Annotated in this window: 17 protein-coding genes; all 17 read left to right on the forward strand. The window is 36.3% G+C overall.

Features of this window, described 5'->3' with window-relative positions:
- Positions 1-731 precede the first annotated feature (731 nt).
- The 17 genes from EGN73_RS01050 (at position 732) to EGN73_RS01130 (ending at position 21,466) form a co-directional block, all read left to right on the forward strand.
- Positions 732-1,049: a DUF6922 domain-containing protein gene (locus tag EGN73_RS01050; protein WP_219286238.1), complete on the forward strand. Its 318-nt coding sequence runs from the start codon at positions 732-734 to the stop codon at positions 1,047-1,049.
- Complete coding sequence (locus EGN73_RS01055) at positions 1,004-1,618, forward strand: nucleotidyl transferase AbiEii/AbiGii toxin family protein (RefSeq protein WP_219286240.1); 615 nt, start codon at positions 1,004-1,006, stop codon at positions 1,616-1,618. Before EGN73_RS01050 ends, EGN73_RS01055 begins: the two co-directional genes overlap by 46 nt.
- 450 nt (positions 1,619-2,068) lie before the next feature.
- Positions 2,069-2,470, forward strand: a complete 402-nt coding sequence (locus EGN73_RS01060; RefSeq protein WP_219286242.1) for an ATP-binding protein — start codon at positions 2,069-2,071, stop codon at positions 2,468-2,470.
- Positions 2,471-2,647: 177 nt separating this feature from the next.
- Positions 2,648-3,964 carry a UDP-glucose dehydrogenase family protein gene (locus EGN73_RS01065; protein WP_219286244.1) on the forward strand — a complete coding sequence of 439 codons (1,317 nt, stop codon included), beginning with the start codon at positions 2,648-2,650 and terminating at the stop codon, positions 3,962-3,964.
- 71 nt (positions 3,965-4,035) lie between these two features.
- Complete coding sequence (locus EGN73_RS01070; protein ID WP_219286246.1) at positions 4,036-5,325, forward strand: oligosaccharide flippase family protein; 1,290 nt, start codon at positions 4,036-4,038, stop codon at positions 5,323-5,325.
- Positions 5,318-6,283: a hypothetical protein gene (locus EGN73_RS01075; RefSeq protein WP_219286248.1), complete on the forward strand. Its 966-nt coding sequence runs from the start codon at positions 5,318-5,320 to the stop codon at positions 6,281-6,283. The genes EGN73_RS01070 and EGN73_RS01075 overlap by 8 nt, the downstream gene beginning before the upstream one ends.
- 20 nt (positions 6,284-6,303) lie before the next feature.
- Complete coding sequence (locus EGN73_RS01080; RefSeq protein ID WP_219286250.1) at positions 6,304-7,449, forward strand: glycosyltransferase; 1,146 nt, start codon at positions 6,304-6,306, stop codon at positions 7,447-7,449.
- On the forward strand, positions 7,442-8,584 hold the full coding sequence (locus EGN73_RS01085; RefSeq protein WP_219286252.1) for a glycosyltransferase family 4 protein: 1,143 nt from the start codon (positions 7,442-7,444) through the stop codon (positions 8,582-8,584). The genes EGN73_RS01080 and EGN73_RS01085 overlap by 8 nt, the downstream gene beginning before the upstream one ends.
- Positions 8,581-9,516, forward strand: a complete 936-nt coding sequence (locus EGN73_RS01090; RefSeq protein WP_219286254.1) for a GNAT family N-acetyltransferase — start codon at positions 8,581-8,583, stop codon at positions 9,514-9,516. The genes EGN73_RS01085 and EGN73_RS01090 overlap by 4 nt, the downstream gene beginning before the upstream one ends.
- A 1-nt stretch (position 9,517) precedes the next feature.
- Positions 9,518-10,825, forward strand: a complete 1,308-nt coding sequence (locus EGN73_RS01095) for a hypothetical protein (RefSeq protein WP_219286256.1) — start codon at positions 9,518-9,520, stop codon at positions 10,823-10,825.
- Complete coding sequence (locus tag EGN73_RS01100) at positions 10,794-11,567, forward strand: polysaccharide deacetylase family protein (protein WP_219286258.1); 774 nt, start codon at positions 10,794-10,796, stop codon at positions 11,565-11,567. The genes EGN73_RS01095 and EGN73_RS01100 overlap by 32 nt, the downstream gene beginning before the upstream one ends.
- On the forward strand, positions 11,567-12,706 hold the full coding sequence (locus EGN73_RS01105; protein ID WP_219286260.1) for a glycosyltransferase: 1,140 nt from the start codon (positions 11,567-11,569) through the stop codon (positions 12,704-12,706). The genes EGN73_RS01100 and EGN73_RS01105 overlap by 1 nt, the downstream gene beginning before the upstream one ends.
- The gene (locus EGN73_RS01110; RefSeq protein WP_219286262.1) at positions 12,681-14,804 is read left to right on the forward strand and encodes a bi-domain-containing oxidoreductase; all 2,124 of its coding nucleotides are present in this window, start codon (positions 12,681-12,683) and stop codon (positions 14,802-14,804) included. The genes EGN73_RS01105 and EGN73_RS01110 overlap by 26 nt, the downstream gene beginning before the upstream one ends.
- A gap of 216 nt (positions 14,805-15,020) precedes the next feature.
- Complete coding sequence (locus tag EGN73_RS01115; protein WP_219286266.1) at positions 15,021-16,598, forward strand: alginate lyase family protein; 1,578 nt, start codon at positions 15,021-15,023, stop codon at positions 16,596-16,598.
- Positions 16,595-17,806 carry a glycosyltransferase family 4 protein gene (locus EGN73_RS01120; RefSeq protein WP_219286268.1) on the forward strand — a complete coding sequence of 404 codons (1,212 nt, stop codon included), beginning with the start codon at positions 16,595-16,597 and terminating at the stop codon, positions 17,804-17,806. The genes EGN73_RS01115 and EGN73_RS01120 overlap by 4 nt, the downstream gene beginning before the upstream one ends.
- 50 nt (positions 17,807-17,856) lie before the next feature.
- Positions 17,857-19,497: a capsule assembly Wzi family protein gene (locus tag EGN73_RS01125; protein ID WP_343207064.1), complete on the forward strand. Its 1,641-nt coding sequence runs from the start codon at positions 17,857-17,859 to the stop codon at positions 19,495-19,497.
- Positions 19,498-20,404: 907 nt separating this feature from the next.
- On the forward strand, positions 20,405-21,466 hold the full coding sequence (locus tag EGN73_RS01130; RefSeq protein WP_343207065.1) for an MraY family glycosyltransferase: 1,062 nt from the start codon (positions 20,405-20,407) through the stop codon (positions 21,464-21,466).
- Positions 21,467-22,197 lie beyond the last annotated feature (731 nt).

The following is a 22,197-nucleotide window of genomic DNA, read 5'->3' on the forward strand; positions in this document are numbered from 1 at the left end:
GTTAAGAGTTAAATGTTAAGCTATCTCGTTTCTCGTCTCTCGCTTCTGATCTTATGTCTTGTGTCTTATGTCTCACATCTCATTTACGAAATACGACTTACGATTTACGAGGGGCAGAGTTAATTTAATGCTTCTCCTTAGATAGTTATTGGGGCTCACACCTCATTTCAATTTACGATTCTTGTCCGACCTAGTCATCCGGGCGGAAATGAAAGAAAAGGGAGAAGTTAATTGTTAAGGGTTAATATTGGGCATTAAGGAAATTAAATTGAAAAATTTAAAATAGAGGAGTGGCCTTTAGCCCTGTAAGGACGCAGATATAATAGCCTCGGGTTTCAACCCGAGGATCAAAAGCGGGAAGGTGGAATTGTTTTTGGCAGAGGGAAGATCAATGGTGAATTCAGGTTTTCGCCAAAAACAGGGAAGCGGAATTAGTGAATAGTTAAGAGTTAAATGTTAAACTATCTCGTTTCTAGCTTCTCGTCTCTCGCTTCTAATCTTATGTCTAGCATCTTATGTCGCACATCTCATTTACGAAATACGACTTACGATTTACGAGGGGCAGAGTTAATTTATTGCTTCTCCTTAGATAGTTATTGGGGCTCACACCTCATTTCAATTTACGATTCTTGTCCGACCAAGTCATCCGGGCGGAGATGATTTACTAAGAGTAGAAATATAATCCCAAAGAGCGTATTCCCGAAAAACAAAAAATTCCTTATTTTTAGTAAATGGAAAAAAGCACTCAACAAAATTTAAAAATTCAAGACTTTTCGGAGTATTTATTTTGGGATATAGATGTCGATAAGCTGGATTTTCAGAGAAGTAAAAAATGGTTGATAGGAAGGGTTTTGGAATATGGGAACTTGAATGATTGGAAGAAGTTACTTGTGCTTTTCGGGAGAGAAGAAATTAAAAAGGAAGTAGTAAATATTCGATCCTTGGATGCTGTTACATTGTCTTTTCTTTCTGTTTATTTTTCATTGGAAAAAGAGGATTTTAGATGTTATTCAAAAAAACAGTCAACTCCAGACTTCTGGAACTCCTGAAAGAGTTGATGTCTTACTCATATTTCAAAGAGTTTAATTTGGTAGAAGGTACAAGTCTAGCCCTGCAAATTGGCCATAGAGAATCAATTGATATTGATCTTTTTGGGAAAAAGGAATTGGAGGAAACGGAAATTTCTGAAGTTTTATCGAGTTTGGGGAAGGTACAGATTTTAAAAAAAAGCAAAAATATCCTTGTATATAGTGTAGATGGAATAAAAGTTGATTTTGTCAATTACAGATACCCCTGGTTAAGAGCTCCAAAAATTTACGAAAATTTGCGATTGGCTCATATGAGTGATATAGGAGCGATGAAACTTAATGCAATATCCGGTCGTGGGAGTAAAAAAGATTTCATAGACTTGTTTTTTTTATTGAAGGAGTTTCAGTTTTCGGATCTCATGGAATTTTATAATAAAAAATATGGTGATGGATCGACTTTTCTGGTTCTCAAGAGCCTCACTTATTTTGAAGATGCAGATTTGGAAGAGTCGCCTAGAATGATAATAAATACTTCATGGGAAGAGGTTAAGTCAACAATTGTTAGTGAAGTCAAACAGTATTTAAACTAAGCTATATGATAGTTAGGGGGTTTCAATTATTATCGAGGCTCGTTTATTATAACAAAATGATACCTAATCAAATACAATATAAAGATGGGTTACCTGAATACTATTCCGCTCTGGTATTTTGGATTGATGTATTCAGGAAGGGAGTGGGGAAGGATGAAGGATGAAGGAGTGAATAGTGAGGAGTTAAGAGTTAAATGTTAAGCGTTAAACTATCCCTTCTAATCCTATGTCTAGCGTCTTATGTCTCACATCTCATTTACGAAATACGACTTACGATTTACGAGGGGCAGAGTTAAGCTGATGCTGCTTCCTCGAAAAATATTTTCTCTCCTTTCTCGCTTCTCGTCTCTCTCTTCTAATCTTATGTCTAGCGTCTTGTGTCTCATATCTCACATCTTAAAAAAAACGCACTCCCATAGTGCAAAATCCATCAAAAAATGCACTGTCATAGTGCAAAATAGTGTTTTCAAGTTAGCCGACTACCTGCTTTATATGGAAGAAGCAGGAATGGTGGCACAATTGAGAGGTCAAACAGCAGGTATTCGTGCATTGGGCAAAGTTGATAAAGTGTACCTGGACAATACCAATCTGGTGTACAGTCTGGCGGGAGAAAACCAAAATAAGGGGAATATCCGGGAGACCTTTTTTCTCAATCAACTGAAAGTAAGCCACCAAGTCTGGACTTCATCTCTTGGTGATTTTAAGGTGAATGACATGGAATTTGAGCTTGGAGGAAAAGACAAAGGCATCAAACAGATCAAATCAGCCCAAAAGGGATACCTGGTCAAAGACGATATAGAAAGCGGCTACTTGAATACCATTCCGCTCTGGCATTTTGGATTGATGTATTGAGGAGGGGAGTAGGGAAGGATGAGGGATGAAGGATGAAGGAGTGAATAGTGAGGAGTTAAGAGTTAAATGTTAAGCGTTAAGCGTTAAACTATCCCTTCTAATCTTATGCCTAGCGTCTTATGTCTTGTGTCTAAAAATTAAAATCCATTTTAAACATTAAATCATAAATTTTTAACAATGAAAATTACAGTAGTAGGAACTGGTTATGTAGGTTTGGTATCAGGAGCATGTTTTGCTGATGTGGGGATTGATGTTACCTGTGTGGATATTGACCAAAAGAAAATTGATAAGCTGAAAAATGGGATAATGCCCATCTACGAACCAGGCTTAGAAGAGATTGTGGTCCGAAACTTCAAGAGTGGCAGACTTCATTTCAGCACTAACTTGGGAGAGGCCATCCAAGGTTCAGAAGTAGCATTTATTGCGGTCGGTACACCTCCAGGTGAAGATGGATCGGCGGATTTGCAATATGTATTGGCTGTGGCAGATGAGATAGGTACTCATATGAGTGATTATATTGTGGTTGCTACAAAGAGTACGGTACCGGTAACCACAGGGGAGAAAGTAAGGGATGCAATCAGCAATGCCCTAAAAAAGAGAGGTTCTGATTTACCTTTTGCCGTAGCCTCAAATCCTGAATTTTTAAAAGAAGGAGCAGCAGTTGAGGATTTCTTGAAGCCAGACCGGATTGTAATAGGTGTGGATGATGAAAGGGCAGAAAAAATCATGCAGAGGTTGTATAAGCCATTTCAATTAAGCGGAGAAAGGATTATTTATATGGATATTCCTTCAGCAGAGATGACCAAATATGCCGCCAATGCCATGTTGGCTACGAAGATTTCCTTTATGAATGATATTGCCAACCTATGTGAAAGGGTAGGGGCCAATGCCAATATGGTAAGAAAGGGCATAGGCACAGACCCTAGAATTGGCAACAAATTTATATTTCCGGGTGTAGGATACGGAGGTTCCTGTTTTCCTAAGGATGTCAAGGCCATAGTAAAAACAGCTGCGGAATATGGACATGAGCTGAGGGTGCTAAAGGCAGTCGAAGAAGTAAATGAGGATCAAAAATATGTCTTGGCTGCCAAGGTGAAATCCCATTTTGGAGAAGACCTTTCGGGTAAGACTTTTGCTATGTGGGGCTTGAGTTTTAAACCCAATACAGACGATATGAGAGAATCTCCTGCTGCGGTAATTATAGATGAATTAAGAGCCGCTGGAGCAAAAGTCAAAGCCTATGATCCCAAGGCAATGGAAGAGGCCAAAGAACATTATATTTTTGATAAAGTGACCTACAGCAGTGATGCTTATGATGCCTGCGTAGATGCAGATGCATTGTTATTGGTGACCGAATGGTCAGAGTTCAGAATCCCAAGCTGGGAAGCTATTGGGAAACTATTAAAGAGCAAGGTGGTATTTGACGGAAGAAATATCTATGATAAAAAATACCTGAAGTCTCAAGGTTTCGACCATTATGGGATTGGGTATTAGCTATAAATAGTGATACTTGATGGTGTGAATAATCCTGTTTTTTTAGCTTAAATCCTAGATAAATTTAGTAAATGTTTAAAATTTTTAAAAGTAAAACTTTTAAAAACGTTTTAATAGTTGCTTCTGGAGCTGCTTCTGCCCAAATTTTAGGTCTAATATTTTCACCTATAATTGCGAGATTATATGGTCCTGATGCTCTTGGTAAACTTGGAATTTTTTTATCTGTTTATGGTTTAGTTAGTGTATTTTCAACTTTTACTTTGGAACAAGCATTAGTATTAATTCAAAATAAAATAATTAAGGTAAGACTTCTACATAGTTTATTATTTATAATTTCATTTACAAGTTTTATTCTATTAGTGATCTTTGGGATTTTTTCAAATCAAATCGCAGATAAATTTAATCTTTCAGATATAAAAAAATTTCTAGTTTTAATTCCGTTCTTTTTTTTCTTTAGCGGACTTGTATTGGTTTTCAATCAAATTCAGATTTCTGAGAAAATGTTCAAAGCAAATGCAAGAATAACAATAGTTCAATCTATTTTTCAAAATTCAGTAAAATCTTTTTCTGGATTAATTTCTCCATCTGGTATTGTTTTAATAGCTATTACTATTTCCGCAAAAATAGTTGAATCACTCCAGTTTTTTAATTCTTTGAAAAATATTGGATATTCAATTAATTTTAATAGTATCTTAAAATTTAGATCTAGATCTAACTTATATAATTCTATAAAGGATTATATTGACTTTCCTAAATATCGTGCTCCACAAACACTTTTTTTTAATTTGTCGCAAAATATACCGATTCTCCTTTTAGGTTATTTTTTTGGACCTATATCGGCAGGATATTATTCATTATCAAAAAAAATAATAAAGCTCCCAGCTATTTTAATAAGTAAGTCAATAGGAGATGTTTTATATCCAAAGTTCGCGGAAATTAAACATAAAGGAGGGAACCTTAAAGATGGTCTTACCAAAGCAACACTTTATTTATTTTTAGTTGGTTCAGTACCATATGGTTTTTTGTTTTTTTTTGGGGTTGAACTTTTCTCTTTTGTATATGGGGATGAATGGTTGAGAGCTGGAGAATATTCAAGATGGATTAGTCTTTGGCTCTATTCGGGATTTTGTATGAAACCAACTATGACTGCTATTCCAGTTTATAGGATGCAAAAAGTTTTCTTGTATTATGAAATTATGACATCCTTATTAAGAGTTACAATTTTTGTTGTTGCATTTGTTTTAACTAAAGATGATCTAATAGCTATTGCGGCATTTAGTCTTTCTCATATATTTTTTTATGTCATATTATTTTTAATAGTGAGAAAGTTTGGAGAAATAAAAACAAAATATCATGATTAAAACAAAAGAAAAAGTTTGCGTAACTACTTTCGTATTTGGAGATAAGTACAAAAGTTATATTCCTTTATTGTTATATTCTTTAAAAAAAGCCTATCCTGACTATGTTCCAATAATTTTCATACATGGAGAATTGAGCAATAAAGTTCAAAGTCTTTTAAAAATAATTAAAGATTTAGGAGAATTTAAATTAGTTGAAAACTACTTTAGTGAATTTGATAATTTAGAGAGAAAGCAAGGCTCTGCTTTAAGGTGGGTAATTTATGAAGATTATTTTTTAGATTTTGATTTTTTGTATTACGTAGATATCGACATTTTTTACCTTAGAGAACCAATACCGCTACACTCTCAGCATAAGAATCATATAGAAAAGTTTGAATTACCTTTCAGCAATGTAAAAAGGGAAAAAATTACAGATAACAGAGAGCTAAAAACTATTAAAAAAAGATTTGATAGTTTTGGTTTAATTAATACTTTAAGACAATATTTCAATGGAAGAGTAGTTGAAAATAGATTTACAGGTTTACATTTTGTTGTTCCAAATGAATACTTTTTAAGGGTAAAAAAGGCTCAAGATCTCCTTAAAGAAATGTTGTTAGATAATTCTTATTTGAATGAATTTCAAGGATTTTCAGATGAGCCAATGTTATATTGGATAATTAAAGAATCTGGTTATAATGTAGATCTTTTTGGTCAATATTCTGAACCTAATTCTTTGGATTTTGAAAACTACAAATCTTTAGACTTTAGGCCACATCATGGAATACATTTAGCTATTTTTAGAGAAAATAACTTTAATAAGGAAAAATTTTCCGTAATTTTAAATTCACCTGCATACCAATTTTATTTTGAAGCTTTTAATTATCAAATAAAATCTGACCCAATTTTTAATTTGGTTTTAGAAGGCTCAGATAATTTTATAAAAGATCAATTTTCAAGAATGCAGTTAATTTCAAACTAATTTTTAATCTTGCTTATAAAATGACAGTATTATTCTTCTCAAGAAAATCTATTTTCTCAAGAAAAACATTTGGTGGAGCTGAATCTTCAATTTATCTTCTTGCCCAAGAGTTATCTAAAAGGAGGATCAATGTTTTATATGTGACAAATGAAAAGTTAAGTAATAATAATTTTGATCACAATGAATATTTTAATTACTGTAAAATCCCATATATTAAAGGAAGAGAACGTAATTTCCTATTTAGGTGGATTTCGGACTTTATATTTTCTTTTTTTGCGGGAATTATAATAACCAAGTACAAAGTGAATATTGTTTATAATTCATACGATATTCAGTCAAATTTAAGTTTTTTAATGCTTTCCAAATTTCTAAATTTTAAAATAGTTTTAAGGATGGCTGGATTAAAATGGTATGAAGAATCTTTAAAATCCTCAAAAAAGAAAAAATTATATTTAAAGATTTTTAACTCTGTTGATTGCGTAAATTTTATTCATGAAGAATTGTTTAAATTATTTAATGAAAGTCTTAATTCTCTAGAAACTAAAGTAGCTTTGAATGATATTTTATTTGGAGATATTGGAGTTGAAGAGAATCCATATAAATATTCTCCAACTGGTAAGGATTTTAATATTACAATGGTTTCAAGATTCTCAAAATATCAAAAAAGACAAGATTTATTGATTTATAGTGTAGCTAAAATTATTAAGGATAATCCTATACATTTAACCTTAGTTGGTGAAGGTTCGAATAAAGATAAATTAATAGAATTAACCCAAAAACTAAAAATTCAAGATAAGATAAATTTTATTCCTTTTCTTGAACAAAATAAACTTTGGGAATTTTTAAGTAGTCAAGACTTACTAGTACACTGTTGTGATTACGAAGGGTTAGGAAAAGTAATAATTGAGGCAATGTCAATAGGAGTTCCTGTTTTAGCGTCAGATGTAACACCATTAAACTCTTTGATAAAGGATGAAGAAAATGGCTTTTTGGTTAAAAATGAGCTTGACCTATGGGCAAAGAAGTTAGAATATGTTTTTCTTCATTCTGACCAACTTAAGATTGTATCAAGTAAGGCTTTAGAATATTTTAGGGAAAATTATTCTTCAAAAGTTAATGTTATTCAATTTGAAGAAAAATTTAGAACAATAATTACTGATGCTTAAAATTCTATTTGTTGTCCCCAAATTTCCTTTCCCCATTAAAGGTGGGCTAGAAAAGCAATCTCTTATTTTATCAAAGGAGCTTACAAGGCAAGGATTAAATGTCACTGTTTTGTCATCAAATTTTGATTCAAAACAAAAAGAATTGGAATTTTATCAAGGTGTTAAAATAGTTCGACCCAATTGGCTTAAGTACAATTCAATCCAAGGTGGAAAGATAAATGCAAGTTCAATCTTTTTTTCTTTTTTTAACTTACTTCCAACCTTAAAAGCTTTAGGAGATTTTGATGTTGTTCATTTTCATTCAAATAGTTTTTTAACGGGGTTAATTCATTTATATTTTTATAAGAAAAATATTCCAGTCGTTTCAAAAATTCCAAATTCAGGAGATAGAGGGGTCTTGGGAATGAAGAAAAGTGTTTTAGGAATGCTTAGACTTAAGATCTTAGCATTAAGTACAAGGATTGTTTGTCTTACAAAAGAGAGCCAATCTGAACTGTTAAAGGTCGGAATTCCTTCAAATAAAATAAATTTAATACCAAATGGCATCGAAATAAATCCAGTTTCTTTTGAAAAGAATAATGTACTAAATGGGCAAGTTAATGTTTGTTTTGTTGGACGATTAAAGCCTCAAAAAGGAATTAAAAACTTGATTAATGCTTGGAAAGAAGTTATAAAGTTAATTCCTGATTTTTCAGTTCATCTAGACATTTACGGTGATGGACCTTTAAAAGATGAATTATTGGAATTAGTTCAAAGAAATAAATTAAACGAATATATTACATTTCATGGACATGTAACTCCAATTGGCCCTAGCTTGTCTAGAGCTCAATTATTTGTATTGCCATCTTATTTTGAAGGTAATTCAAATGCTTTATTAGAGGCTATGTCTTTTAGTTTGCCTATAGCAGCTTCTAAAATTCCAGGAAATATTATGCAAGTTGGTGAGTTTGGTGAAAGGTTTTTATTCAATCCTGATAATATAGATGAGTTTGTTAATATTTTGATTGAGTTGGTAAAAAATTCAAGCCTGAGGTTGGAGTATGGTAAATATCTTTTTGACAGAGTAAACTCTGTATTTAATATAGAAAAAGTTGCAAAAGAGTATATAAAACTTTATCAAAGTATATTAGAATGAGTGCTACATTTCACGTTGATTTTTTTTCAGATGATTTAGAATTATCTCAAATAGAAAATCTTTTAAATTTAGTTTTCCCAAATTCAGATCACTCTAAAGAGAAGCTAAAGCGAAAACATTTAGATAATCCTCATGGTCCATCAATCATTTCTTACGCGAAGGAAGGTGACAATTTAATAGCCTTTAGAGCATTTTGGAGAATGAATTTTGTTATCTCTAGTAAAACATTTATTGGATATCAACCATGTGATACTGCAACGCATCCTGATTATAGAGGTAAGGGCTTTTTTAAAAAACTCACATTGTTAGCTCTTGAGGAAGCAAAAAAGCAAAATGTAGATGTAATATTAAATTTTCCAAATAATAATAGTTATCCAGGGTATTTAAAACTGGGTTGGATAGATTTCCCAAAGTTAAATAGGTATGTATTTCCTGTCAATTATTTTAATATTATAAAATCATTCTTATTATCAAGGAAAAATGGAAAAAATATGGGAAAAGTATCTAACAAAAACTCATGCCAATTTGAAAATAATGGAACACTAGCTTTTTCAGAAAAGTGTGAGTTGTTGATAGATGAAAAGTATTTTAATTGGAGATTTAATTCCAATTCTTCCAAGACTTATGTTTCAAATAAAGTTATAAATAATTTTTTTGTTCTTAAATTGAAAGTTCGAGGATCATTAAAAGAAGCTGAAATCGTTTACGCAAAAAATCAGATTTCCAAAAAGGATATAAATACTTTAAAAAAAGAATTAATTAAGGAATATAGGGTTGATTTTATTAGTGTTATTTATCAAAATTCTAACATTATATTGAATAATGGTTTTTTTAAAGTCCCTAATCAGATTAAATTTGTGGGAATATGTCTAAACAAAGAAATTGATCCAGCGGAGTTAAGATTCCAACCCATGTGGTTAGATACTATATAAAATGAAAAGCACTTTTTTTTCAAGATACAATACCCCAAATTTATTTGTTATTTCTAGTTTTGGGATTTATCTGACCTCTTTTGGATTGAGATTTGAACATATTTTGGTTTATACATTTTTGCTTTACTGCATATTAGAATTGGTTTTTCTTAAAAAAAGTAAACAATCCTCCATTTTAATTAAAGTTAGCTTTGTATTCATTATTTTTATGGCTTATGCATATTTACTAGGGTCACTAAATGGTTCAAATATTTTAAGTAAGTATGTAATTGGACAAATTGACAGGTTCACATTAGGTTTTTCTGCTTTCTTTGTAGTTTATTATTTCTTTAGAAATCAATCTATTTCATTTTTAGAGCAATCATTGTCTGGAATTTCTAAATTCTTAATTGTTCTTTGTGCGATAGTTTCTGTACTTACAATTTATAGTATGCTTACTGGAAATGTAAGTATTTTTAGCAAGTTTCAACCAGCAGCTGATGAATTAAGGGGGAATGTTTCCCTAAGGTCACTTAAGATGGGAAGATATACAGGTATTTTTGGGTCACCTTTTGAGTCTGGACTAATGTATTCTCTGGCTCTTTTTGCTTATGGATATTTAAGAAGAATTAATCAACATAATTTTTATTATAATACCTTTACTATTTTAATAGTTGCTGGGGGAATCTTAGCTGTTTCAAAAGCTTTTATCTTAGGCATACTTTTGTTTTTAATTTTTGTATTCGATTTTTCGAATCCAAAGAAATTAGTTAGTTCATTTTTTGGAGTAATGGTGTTAGTGACAGTCACATATTTTTCAATAATGTTAATAGCTCCAAACTGGAGTGGGTTTGATAGATTAAATAGGCTTTTAGTTCCAGACCAGAGTGATGATGTTTTAAGGACATATTCTGGAACTCGATTTTCTGAAACTGGTGAGGGAACCATCCAAACAAGATATGAATTGGTAGTTGAAAGTCTTCCCTTTGGAAAAGGGTTTGGGAATTATGGTGTAGTTGACAATGCTTATTTAGAAATACTACTTATTGGTGGACTTTTATGGTTTTTTTTATTCGTTGGAATGAAATTAAAATTACTTATTTATTTTTATAAATTTAAAGATTGGAAAGGAAGGGTGTTTTTTTGTCAATTAATGATATATACAGTTATAGCATCTTTAGGAGCACCTGTTATTACAAAAAATAGATTTTCTGTTGTTTTTTTTACATTTATAGCAATAGCACTGCTACTTAGAAGGAAGATATCGCTTCTAAAAACACATTCAAATGCCAGTTTAAATGAAAAAGTTACTAAAGAGTTTGTTCATTAACTCTCTTGGAAGTTTTTGTACTCCTGCTAATGGAGTTCATATAATTAACTCACATTATCTTTCAAAAGATACTAGCAAAGTTGAAAATGCAAGAGCTCTTGAAAAAAAGTTGAAACACTTGCTTAATTATGGAGACATTATTTCCCTTCCTAAAGCTGTCCAATTGATAAACGATCAAGGCCAAAATGGTAATAATGATAAGTATTTTTCATTAACATTTGATGATGGTTTTGAGGAATGTTATACTTTGATTTCACCTGTTTTTGATAGATTAGACCTAAAGGCAACTTTTTTCATCAACGCTAATTACATTGATTCTAATCAAGAATACCAAAATGAGTTTAACCGCAGAATCCATAACTCAAAAAAGAGACCTATGTCGTGGGATCAGGTTACGAAATTAAATGACGCTGGTTTTTTAATAGGTTCTCATACTTTAGATCATTTTGATTTAAGTATGCTAAATACTGATGAATTAGAATATCAAATTGCAAGAAATAATGAAATCATTAAAAATAAATTAGCTACTGAAGTTGATTATTTTGCCTGGCCATATGGTAATTTCAACTCCTTTCCAGATGCTGCTTTTGAAATATCAAAAAAATATCATAAATATATTTTTAGTGGAACGAATTATAAGTATTATTTTTCAAAGCAAGGTAAAATTATTAATAGAAGGCATTTAGAGCCTTTTTGGCCAATCTCTTATTTTAATTATTTCTTGTCGAGTAAGAAAAAATAATGAAAATATTAATTCCCATTGGGTCGTTTTTCCCAGCACAAGTTGGAGGTCCCAGTAGTACCCTGTTTTGGTTAGCTAAGGAATTGAAAAAGATAGGTTACGAGCCATCTGTGGTTACAACCATGAAAGGTGTTTCGGATTTACCCTGCAATACTAAAATAGAATTGGAAGGAGTTCAAGTTATTTATTATTCCTACAGGTTTTGGCAATTACCTTTTAGACTTTTGGGTAGTCTTTTTAGGGAAGTTCCAAGAGCAGATATCTTAATTCTTTCAAGCTTTTTTTATTTACCCTCTATGTTCTGTGTGATTTTGGCTAAATTATTTAAGAAGCCTGTCATAATTTCTCCAAGAGGCGAATTTTCTTATTCAGCTTTAGAATATAAGAGTTTTTCAAAAGTATTAAGGATTAAATTCTCAAAGCTTTTGTACCCTAATAATATAACTTTTCATGCCACAAGTAATCAGGAAGTAGAAGATATTAGGAATGTTTTTCAACACGTGAAGGTATCTAAAATACCTAATTTTATGATTTTACCTCCAAAAGTAGATTCAAATGTTGGAGATTATTTTCTTTTTCTTGGGAGGATACATTCAATCAAATCAATAGATAATATTATTGAAGCTTTGGATTTTGAAACTTTTAAAAATTCAAAATTTGAGTTTAGAATAGCTGGTTTTGAGGCAGAAAATGGTTATTTAGACAGAATTAGGAAACTTACAGTAGACAGAGGGCTTCAAGCTAAGGTTAAATTTTTAGGTCCCGTAAATGGAGATGAGAAAAATAAACTTCTTGCAAATGCTAAATTTTTGTTTTTAGTATCTAAGTCTGAAAATTTTGGAAATGTTGTTATTGAGTCATTAGCTCAAGGTACACCAGTTGTTGCATCTTTTGGGACTCCTTGGGAGTTATTGAAAGAATATGATGCTGGTTTTTGGATAGATAATCAGCCTTCTTCCATTATGCAGACTGTATCAAAAATTCTTCACATGGAATCTAATGACTATTTACGGATGAGGGTTAATGCTGAAAAATTAGTGAAAGAAAAATTTGATATAAAGTCAAATATCTGGATTTGGGATAATTTATTAAAAGCCACAATTAGAAATTACAATGAAACAAATCATACAAGACCTTAAGAACGGAGATACCATTTTAGAAGAAGTACCGGCACCTTTGGTGAAGCCGGGGCAGGTGTTGATACAGACTTCTCGAAGCCTTGTGTCCTTGGGTACGGAGCGCATGTTGGTGGAGTTTGGAAAGGCTAACTTTTTGGAAAAGGCCAGGCAGCAGCCGGATAAGGTCAAGGAGGTAATCAATAAGGTCAAGACGGATGGCTTACAGCCTACCATCAATGCGGTATTTAATAAATTGGGACAGCCTCTTCCCTTGGGTTACTGTAATGTAGGCAAGGTCATAGCCGTAGGAAAAGGAGTGGCGGAGTTTTCGGTGGGGGACCGTGTCGCTTCCAATGGACATCATGCGGAATATGTATCTGTTCCCAAGAATCTCGTGGCCAAAATCCCTGATAATGTCAGTGATGAAGAAGCTGCCTTTACCGTCATCGGAGCCATTGGGCTGCAAGGCATACGCTTAGCCAATCCTACGTTTGGGGAGTCTGTGGTGGTGGTTGGATTAGGCCTCATAGGCTTGATCACCGCACAGCTTTTGAAAGCCAATGGATGTCAAGTGATAGGCTTTGATTTTGATCCCTCCAAGGTGGCCCTTGCCCAGTCTTTGGGTATAGATGCGGTAAATCCAGGTGAAGGAACTGACCAAGTCGCTTATGTCACCAGTGCCACACAGGGTGTTGGGGCTGATGCAGTGATCATCACTGCCTCCAATAAAAGTAATGAAATTATCTCCCAGTCTGCTAAGATGTCCAGAAAGAAAGGAAGGATTGTTTTGGTGGGAGTGATAGGACTTGATATCTCCCGCGCTGACTTTTTTGAAAAGGAGCTGACTTTCCAGGTTTCCTGTTCCTACGGCCCAGGTCGCTATGATGAGTCTTATGAGCAGAAAGGGCAGGATTATCCGCTTCCTTATGTGCGTTGGACAGAAAAAAGAAACTTCGAAGCCATCCTTCAGGCCATATCTACTCAGTCCGTAAAGGTGGGTCCATTGATTACTGAGCGGGTACCTTTGTCTGAATACAAGCAGATATACGGGGACATGGGGAACAGCAAGTCCATAGCCTCTATCTTGGTGTACCCTGAGAAAAATACAGATCCTCAGCGTTCTGTTGCCCTGAAGAGCCATTCCTTTGCAGGAAGCAAAGGGGTAGTAGGGATCATAGGAGCCGGGAATTTCACTTCGGCTATGATATTGCCCTGCCTGAAAAAGACACCTGCTAACCTGAAATTTATCTCCAGCTCAGGAGGTCTTTCCGGAACTACCCTGGCCAAGAAGTACGATGTGGCCCAGTCTACTACGGATAACAAACTGATTTTTTCTGATCCGGCAGTAGATTTGGTGATGGTGACCACCAGACACAATGCCCATGCAAGCATGGTAGTGGAAGCGCTGAATGCAGGGAAACATGTTTTTGTGGAAAAGCCATTGGCGCTGACTCAAGAAGAATTGGATAAAGTATTGGAGGCCTATGTGGAATCAGGTAAGACAGTTTCTGTGGGATTCAATAGGCGCTTTGCTCCCTTGGCTTTGCAGATGAAAAAGGCCTTGGGTTCAGGAAATACCCCTATGAACATCACAGCTACCATGAATGCGGGCTTTATTCCTGCCAATGTATGGGTGCATGACATGGAAGTAGGAGGGGGAAGGATCATAGGGGAAGCCTGCCATTTTATTGATCTGATCACTTCTCTTTGTGGTTCCAAGGTCAAGGCCGTTTGCATGAATGCCATGGGTACCGATCCGGAGGAAAATACCGATAATGCCAGCATACTTTTAAAATATGAAAACGGAACCAATGCGGTAATCAACTATTTTGCCAATGGTTCCAAAGCCTATTCCAAGGAGCGGGTGGAGGTTTTCCATCAGGACAGGACTTTGGTGATGGACAATTGGAGAAAGCTGAAGGGCTATGGGTTTAAGAATTTCAGTTCTGCCTCTTCCAAGCAGGATAAGGGGCATCAAAATCAGTTTGATTTATTGATCAATTCTGTTCAAAAGGGAGGGGAAGCCATTATCCCAATGGATGAATTGGTGAATACTACTAAAGCTAGTTTTGCAGCTATTGAGAGTTTGAAGACCGGTGCTTGGGTGACGATTGATTGATTTGTTGTTTCACGCAGCGCACGCAACGCAATTTCTCGCGGCGAACGCAGAGAATAATACGCAGCGAACGCAACGGAAAATAGAAATTACTCACGCTGCGCTCGTTGCGAATAATCGCTGCGCCCGCTGCGAGAAATAAAGAACCGTTGCGAGAAACTATTGCGTGAAATAAAAATCTCTAGGTCTAAGAAAAGCACTTTTTTATACAGATTCAAATTGCCGAAAATTAAAACCTTACTCCATACCCTTTCTTACCTCAAACCCATTCAGGCGGTTTATCAGGTAAAGAACAGGTTACTACCCAAGAAGCCTTTGAAGGCCTATGAGATGGAAGAAAAGCAGACAAATGCACTGTCTTTTTTCAAAGTAATGCCCCATGGGGATCAGCTGAAAGTGGAGACAGATGGATACTTGTTTCACTTTCTGAACCTGAAAAATAAATTTGGATTTAAGGTAGATTGGAACGACCAAAGCCACGGCAAACTCTGGAATTATAATCTTCAGTACCTGGATTACTTGAAGTTGGAATCCCTGGATACTTCCATAAAAGTCAAGCTGATTTTGGACCTGTATTCCTGGCTTTGGGATGGGAGGCTTCCTTTGGAACCTTATCCGGCTTCTTTGAGGATCATGAATATCATCCGCTTTTTGGAAAGCCATGAACTTCAAAAGGAAGATGCAGCTGCGATTAAGCGGTACTTGCAGGCAGAAGCCAACTACCTCTCCCAAAACCTGGAATATCACCTCTTGGCCAATCACCTTCTGGAGAATGCCTTTGCCCTTTGGATGGCAGCCCATTATTTTGACAACAAAAACTGGATTGCCAAAGCCCAAAAGCTTTTGTCCCAAGAGTTGGAGGAGCAAATCCTACCCGACGGAGCCCATTACGAACTGGCCCCCATGTATCATCAGATCATTCTTTTTAGGGTACTGGAAGCCTATCACTACACTCCTGTAAGTTTTGTGTTGAATCAGACTTTGAAAACCTGTGCCGGAAATATGTTGGCCTGGATGCAGCAGATGACTTTTGAGGATGGAAGTTTTCCCTATTTCAATGACAGCACGGAAAAGATTGCTCTCCCAGCGAAGCACTTAAAAGGTATATCAAATGAACTTGGAATTGAAACTGCCAAGGGCATATCACTAGGAGCTTCAGGGTACAGAAGAATGGAGATGGAAAATATGGTATTGATCGCTGATGTAGAAGGCATTCAACCCAGCTATCAACCAGGTCATGCCCATGCGGATACTTTTTCATTTGTATTGCAGGATGGAGGAATTCCGCTGATCGTGGACCCCGGCATTTCCACATATAATATTTCTCCAAGAAGAGATTGGGAGCGATCGACAGCAGCCCATAATACGGTTTGTATAGAGGACCAAAACTCCTCTGAGGTTTGGGCAGGATTTAGGGTAGGCAAGCGGGCCAAAGTGACATTTGAAAAAGACAGGCCCGATGAAGTCATTGGCATTCATGATGGCTACGGCAAATGCCTTCATCAGAGGGGCTTTCAATGTGATGAGTCGGGTTATGTTATTAGGGATGAGCTTCAGGGACCTTTTCAAAAATCCGAGGCACATTTACATTTTCACTATGAAGTGGATTTGGAACCTGTGGATGAACATAGATTTTTATTAAATAAAAGTGTATTGCTTGAAATACTAGGAGCATCCAGTATTACCCTGGACAATTACGAACAAGCCTTGGGGTATAATTTATTGAAAAAAGCCCAAAAGCTTGTGATCAGATTAGAGAGTAATGTTTTAATAACCAGGATATATAAAAATCCATGAAGATTTTATTTTTGACAGACAATTTCCCACCGGAAATCAATGCACCTGCCAACAGGACTTATGAGCACTGTAGGGAATGGGTGAAAAAGGGTGCAGAAGTTACCATCATCACCTGTGCGCCAAATTTCCCTAAAGGAGCTGTATTTGAAGGATACAAAAACAAACTTTACCAAAAGGAGGAAATAGATGGGATTCAGGTAATCCGGGTTTGGTCCTATATTTCTGCAAATTCAGGCACGATCAGAAGGATACTGGATTACCTCAGTTTTGGTTTCTCAGCCTTTTGGGCTGGTTTACTTCAAAAGACCGATTTAATTATTGGTACTTCCCCTCAGTTTTTTACTGCTGTGGCAGCTTGGCAATTGTCTGTTTTTAAAAGAAAGAAATGGGTAATGGAAGTAAGAGATCTATGGCCGGAGTCCATTATTGCGGTAGGGGCAATGAGCAATAAGGCGGTGATTGCTGTTTTGGAATGGCTAGAGCTCCGCATGTACCGGTCCGCTGATAAATTGGTGGTGGTAACGGACACTTTTAAAGAAAAAATCAAAGCAAAAGGCATACCTGCAAAAAAGATCAAGGTTTACAAAAACGGGGTGATATTGGATAAATACAGGCCAGCCGCAAAAAATCCTGATCTGGTAAAGCAATACAATTTGGAAGGGAAAAGGGTGATATCCTACATCGGTACGCATGGCATGGCTCATGGTCTGTCATTTATTCTGGACTGTGCCAACACGCTTCAGCTCAAGCGTCCCGACCTGGTTTTCATGTTTGTGGGTGATGGTGCTCAGAAAAATGAGTTGATGGAAAAGGCAGGAAAGGAATCTATTACCAATGTAATCTTCGTAGATTCAGTGCCCAAAGAGGAAGTATTGGATTACTTAAATTTGATGGATATAGCCTTGGTAAACCTGAAAAAATCCGATACCTTCAAGACGGTAATTCCTTCCAAGATATTTGAAGCAGCAGCTGTTGAAAAGCCCATTCTACTTGGTTTGGAGGGAGAGACAAAAGGAATGATAGAAGCATATCATGCGGGAGAGGTTTTTGAACCTGAAAATCAGGATTCCTTTATGGAAGCTTTGGAAAGGCTTTGTGGGGTGACTTGTGATTTAGAACCTTATATCGAAGGATGCCGGAAATTGGCCTGGGATTTTCAGCGGAAAAAAATAGCAGCTAGCCTCTTGGAAGAATTAAAGTTAATATAATTGAGATGATTGAATGGTGCAAATTATTGAATTGGAAATGGATAAGCCTGGTGCTTATCTTTTTTGTTTTTCAGGCACAGGCACAATTCTTACCTGTAGGTTATCCCATCCTTGAGGAAAACGCAAGAAGGTCGCAGTTGCTTTTTGGACTGGACTCAGTCCCTCAATCTTTTGCGAACCGGACGCTTACTTTTGGGGATGACCTTTTATGGAAATTAGATGTTGGTGATTCTTTCTTAAACAAACTGGGGTTTGAGTTTGCAGCACTACCGGTGCTGGCCATGACCAGATTTAATGGAGCCAGACCCTATGGATGGGGGGCTTATGGCCTTCCGACCAATAGGGGCTTTCAGCAATATGCTTCAGCGGGGGTATTTGTCAAGTTGGGATTTTTGAGATTTCAAATCCAGCCGGAGTTCCGTGCCAGTCAATTTAGGCCTTATTCAGGGTTTCCTTCGGATTTTCCTGATCCTGTAAATAGGGCTAAGTTCTTTTTCTGGAACAATGGAGACTATCCCGAAGACTTATCAGCCTTGGGAAGGGCTGGATTCTCATGGGGACAAAGCAGCCTTACAGCAGTTTTTGGTGCTTTTGAAATTGGTGTTTCCACCAGGAATCTTTGGTGGGGCCCAGGTCAATGGAATGCCCTCATTTTCACCAACAATGCACAGGGTTTCCCACACCTTACACTGAATACCCATAAACCTGCTAAGACTTTTCTGGGAAATTTTGAGGGCCAATTGATTATGGGAAGGGTAGAAGACTCGGGAATTTTACCTTCGATGAACGGTGAACTGAATGATCGTTTTGCCAGACCATTTTCAGGGGACTGGCGATATTTGAACGCGATCAATCTGATCTATTCTCCCAAGTGGATACCAGGCTTGACGATAGGGGTAACCCGTACCGCTCAGGTGTACAGAGAAAATATGGGGAACGAGTTTATAGATTATTTTCGGGTGTTTGAAGGACTCCAAAAGGAACAGTTTTTTGATGAAACAGGATCTACCGTTGACTTTGATCAGGAAGGTGTTGATCAACAAGCTACTGCTTATGTGAGGTTGGTTTTTCCCAAAGCCAATTTTGAATTGTACACCGAATATGGAAGAAGAGACCATCCATTCAATTGGAGGGACCTGACCATTAGTCCTGAACATGCCAGGGCCTATTTGATGGGCTTCAAAAAATTGTTTCCTCTGGATCAGGGAGGTAAGTATATCCAAGTTAGGGGAGAAATGGTACAGCAGACCGAATCTGTGAATACCTATGTGAGGAATACCAATAATAGAGGGTTGACTTGGCATACCCATACCCGTGCCAGGGGCTTTGGGAATTATGGTATGCCCATGGGAGTAGGCTTAGGTTTAAGTTCTAATGTACAGACCCTGGAACTGGCTATGGTGGAAAACTACAACAAAATTGGCTTGCTTTTCGAGCGGCTTGAGAACCAGCAGGACTTCTTTTACCGTGCATTTTTAGACGATCCTGAACACCGCCCCTGGGTGGACCTATCTCTTGGTCTATTGTTTGACCATCAGTGGGACAGACTCTTGTTCAGTTCCAAGCTGCAGTTTATATATGGCCGCAATTATCAGTGGCAGCTTGACCCTGCGTCCACCCCTGAGTTTCCCCGTGGCCAAAATCTCAACTCCCTTCATGGTCAGGTGAGTTTGGTGTATTTGTGGAACTGAAAGAAAGGAGGAAGGAGGAAGGATGAGGGAGGAAGGATGAAGGAGGATGGATGAGGGATGAAGGAGGAAGGGTGAGGAGTGAATAGTAAGTTAAGGGAAAGGTTAAGCGTTAAGCGTTAAACGTTAAGTGTTAAACGTTAAGGGTTGGACGTTAACCTTTGACAATCGCAGGTTGTGGATTGTAGATTGTAGATTGTAGATTTAAGATTTAAGATTAAGGTTTGGATTTCAGTTAATCTTTAATATGAGTATCCGGATATTTGCACGTTGAACCTTAAGAACCAAAGCTTCAACTTTACCATTAACTGTAAAATGAGACCTTGGAGGGTGGGACGAATTTCGACCGGGCCGGCGCAGGCCTTGAGCGTGGATAGAGCCTGTCCCGATTTTTTTCGGGAATTCGAAATTCTTGATTTTTTGGCTACTTTTTCATTAAAGCCTGTCCCGAAAATCGGGAGAAAAAGTAGCTTCATAATCAACTTTTGATCAGAATTTAGCAGAAAGAACTGGTTCAAAACGATAATTGGCTACGTGTAATCAAGCGGATACTCATAATCTTTAATCAATTCCTCAGTTAAACAGCATTTAAGAAATATAAACATTTTTAGTAATCCAAAACCATCAAGGCACTGATTTTGCATTAACATTTGTTAACAAATGCAAAAAAGTTGGAATGAAAGGTGGATTGCATAAGCTCAAAATGCATAATTGAAATTATTCAAAAAATACAATTAAAAAAGTGTATAATTTTATTCTAATTATTTTTGCTTCGAAAATTGGTTTTAGAAAATGTTTCCCTTTAAATTTGTGTCATAAGTAGTTTTTTATGCTGGTTTTTCAAATTATTCTAACGGCTTTCCTGATTGGGTTTCTGATCTACCCGATTCTTATCAAATTATTGATAAAAATGAAATTGACCGATACTCCTGGAGGGAGGAAAATCCATACCGGATTTACACCATCCATGGGAGGAATCGGTTTTGTAGTATCCACCTTTATTTCCTGTCTGATCTGGTTGCCTTATGAAGACTTGGTCGAAGTCAGGTTCCTGTTGGCGGCATTTGGGCTGATGTTTTTTGTGGGATTGAGGGATGACATGGTCAACCTTTCTGCCCCTCAAAAGCTGGGCGCCCAGGTGGTGGCAGCATTGATGGTGATCATCATGGCCGATGTAAGGATCACAGGCCTGTACGGACTGATGGGAGTATATGAACTCCCTTTATTCACTTCTTATGTGCTTACCTTAATTACGATCATCGGTTTGACCAATGCCTTCAACCTTATAGATGGCTTGGATGGACTTGCCGGATCCATCAGTATGGTGTCTTTTGCATTTTTGGGTTGGTGGTTTTTTGATGTGGGATATGATGCTTATGCTTACTTCTCCTTTGCCATTTTAGGTGGTGTGATGTCCTTTTTGATTTTCAACTGGCATCCTGCCAAGATCTTTATGGGAGATACAGGTTCTTTGAGCCTTGGTTTTTCCCTGTCCATACTTACGGTATTGTTTATCGATATTGACGGCACCATGAGCGGAATAAATGGGGTGAAATTTGCGGCACCTATTGCCACGGGAGTAGCCTTGTTGATCGTGCCTATATATGATACATTGAGGGTGTTCTTAAAGCGTGCTGTGAAAGGAAAATCACCTATGTCACCGGATAAAAGCCACGTGCATCATTTTCTTTTGAGGATGGGATTAAGACACGATCAGGTTACTTTGTTGCTGGTGATCATCAAAGTGATTTTTATAGGAGCAGTTTTTCTGGGTAGAGATTTAAATGACATGGTAATGCTTCCATTGGTATTGTTCTCTGCGGTGTTAATTGGACTACGCTTGGATGCAGTTACCCTAAAAAGGGTAAAGAAAATCAATGCGGAGAGCCCACCTGTCTTGGTGAAGAGAGAAAGGAAAAAACCCCAGGTACAGGCAAAAGTGCTGAGGAAAATAAAAATGACAGACAATTGATTAAGACCGCCGGAAGGCGGTTTTTTTTTGCTTGAAGGTTGAATAGATGAACTGTTGAATTGATTAACTGATGAATTGTGAAAATGTGGAATTGATTAACTGATGTATTGTGGAATTGATTAACTGTTTAATTGATTAACTGATTTGGGGTGATGTTTAATTGAAATATGGTGGAGATAAGATTGAAATATGGGTTAGACTAAGTTGAAGGATTGGTCCCTAAGTCAAGTTGATGGGATATTGATGGATACTGGTAGATATTCATAGATATTATTAGAAATTGGATCCGGCACGTCAGCCAAGTTATTGATTCCAATATGGGATCTTGAGCGATTGTAGGTTAAAATGGAAATATAGTAGAAATATGCTTCGCGAAATATATAATAATATGGGAATTAGACTAAGTTGAAGGATTGGATTTCTAAGGTATGGGATTGGGTATAATGATTTTTGATGGGCACGAGAGAAGAAGGCTTTGCCTTGTCATGCCGAACGCAGTGAGGCATCTACTTTCATCCAAAAGCGAAGCTTGATCTGCGGGGAGATGGGTTTAATTGTGTATTTGTTGAACTGATGAGAGGAAGGTTGTTAAAAGTTAATTGTTAAAGGTTAAGCGAATTTGTTAGGCAAGAGAGAGCTGTTAGTGGAGACACTAACAGGGGCCGTAGATCTGTTTTATCTATGGTTGTTTTTTAATGGATATTAAATGTATCCGCTAGAGCGGACTAGTT

Source organism: Arthrospiribacter ruber, from assembly GCF_019343195.1.
Lineage (GTDB): Bacteria > Bacteroidota > Bacteroidia > Cytophagales > Cyclobacteriaceae > Arthrospiribacter > Arthrospiribacter ruber.

What these genes read in the sequence shown, in the direction of transcription:
- EGN73_RS01120 (WP_219286268.1), top strand. Translation starts at nt 16,595, where the DNA reads ATGAAGATTTTATTTTTGACAGACAATTTCCCACCGGAAATCAATGCA.
- EGN73_RS01065 (WP_219286244.1), top strand. Translation starts at nt 2,648, where the DNA reads ATGAAAATTACAGTAGTAGGAACTGGTTATGTAGGTTTGGTATCAGGA.
- EGN73_RS01055 (WP_219286240.1), top strand. Translation starts at nt 1,004, where the DNA reads ATGTTATTCAAAAAAACAGTCAACTCCAGACTTCTGGAACTCCTGAAA.
- EGN73_RS01075 (WP_219286248.1), top strand. Translation starts at nt 5,318, where the DNA reads ATGATTAAAACAAAAGAAAAAGTTTGCGTAACTACTTTCGTATTTGGA.
- EGN73_RS01090 (WP_219286254.1), top strand. Translation starts at nt 8,581, where the DNA reads ATGAGTGCTACATTTCACGTTGATTTTTTTTCAGATGATTTAGAATTA.
- EGN73_RS01080 (WP_219286250.1), top strand. Translation starts at nt 6,304, where the DNA reads ATGACAGTATTATTCTTCTCAAGAAAATCTATTTTCTCAAGAAAAACA.
- EGN73_RS01100 (WP_219286258.1), top strand. Translation starts at nt 10,794, where the DNA reads ATGAAAAAGTTACTAAAGAGTTTGTTCATTAACTCTCTTGGAAGTTTT.
- EGN73_RS01105 (WP_219286260.1), top strand. Translation starts at nt 11,567, where the DNA reads ATGAAAATATTAATTCCCATTGGGTCGTTTTTCCCAGCACAAGTTGGA.
- EGN73_RS01070 (WP_219286246.1), top strand. Translation starts at nt 4,036, where the DNA reads ATGTTTAAAATTTTTAAAAGTAAAACTTTTAAAAACGTTTTAATAGTT.
- EGN73_RS01130 (WP_343207065.1), top strand. Translation starts at nt 20,405, where the DNA reads ATGAAATTGACCGATACTCCTGGAGGGAGGAAAATCCATACCGGATTT.
- EGN73_RS01095 (WP_219286256.1), top strand. Translation starts at nt 9,518, where the DNA reads ATGAAAAGCACTTTTTTTTCAAGATACAATACCCCAAATTTATTTGTT.
- EGN73_RS01050 (WP_219286238.1), top strand. Translation starts at nt 732, where the DNA reads ATGGAAAAAAGCACTCAACAAAATTTAAAAATTCAAGACTTTTCGGAG.
- EGN73_RS01110 (WP_219286262.1), top strand. Translation starts at nt 12,681, where the DNA reads ATGAAACAAATCATACAAGACCTTAAGAACGGAGATACCATTTTAGAA.
- EGN73_RS01085 (WP_219286252.1), top strand. Translation starts at nt 7,442, where the DNA reads ATGCTTAAAATTCTATTTGTTGTCCCCAAATTTCCTTTCCCCATTAAA.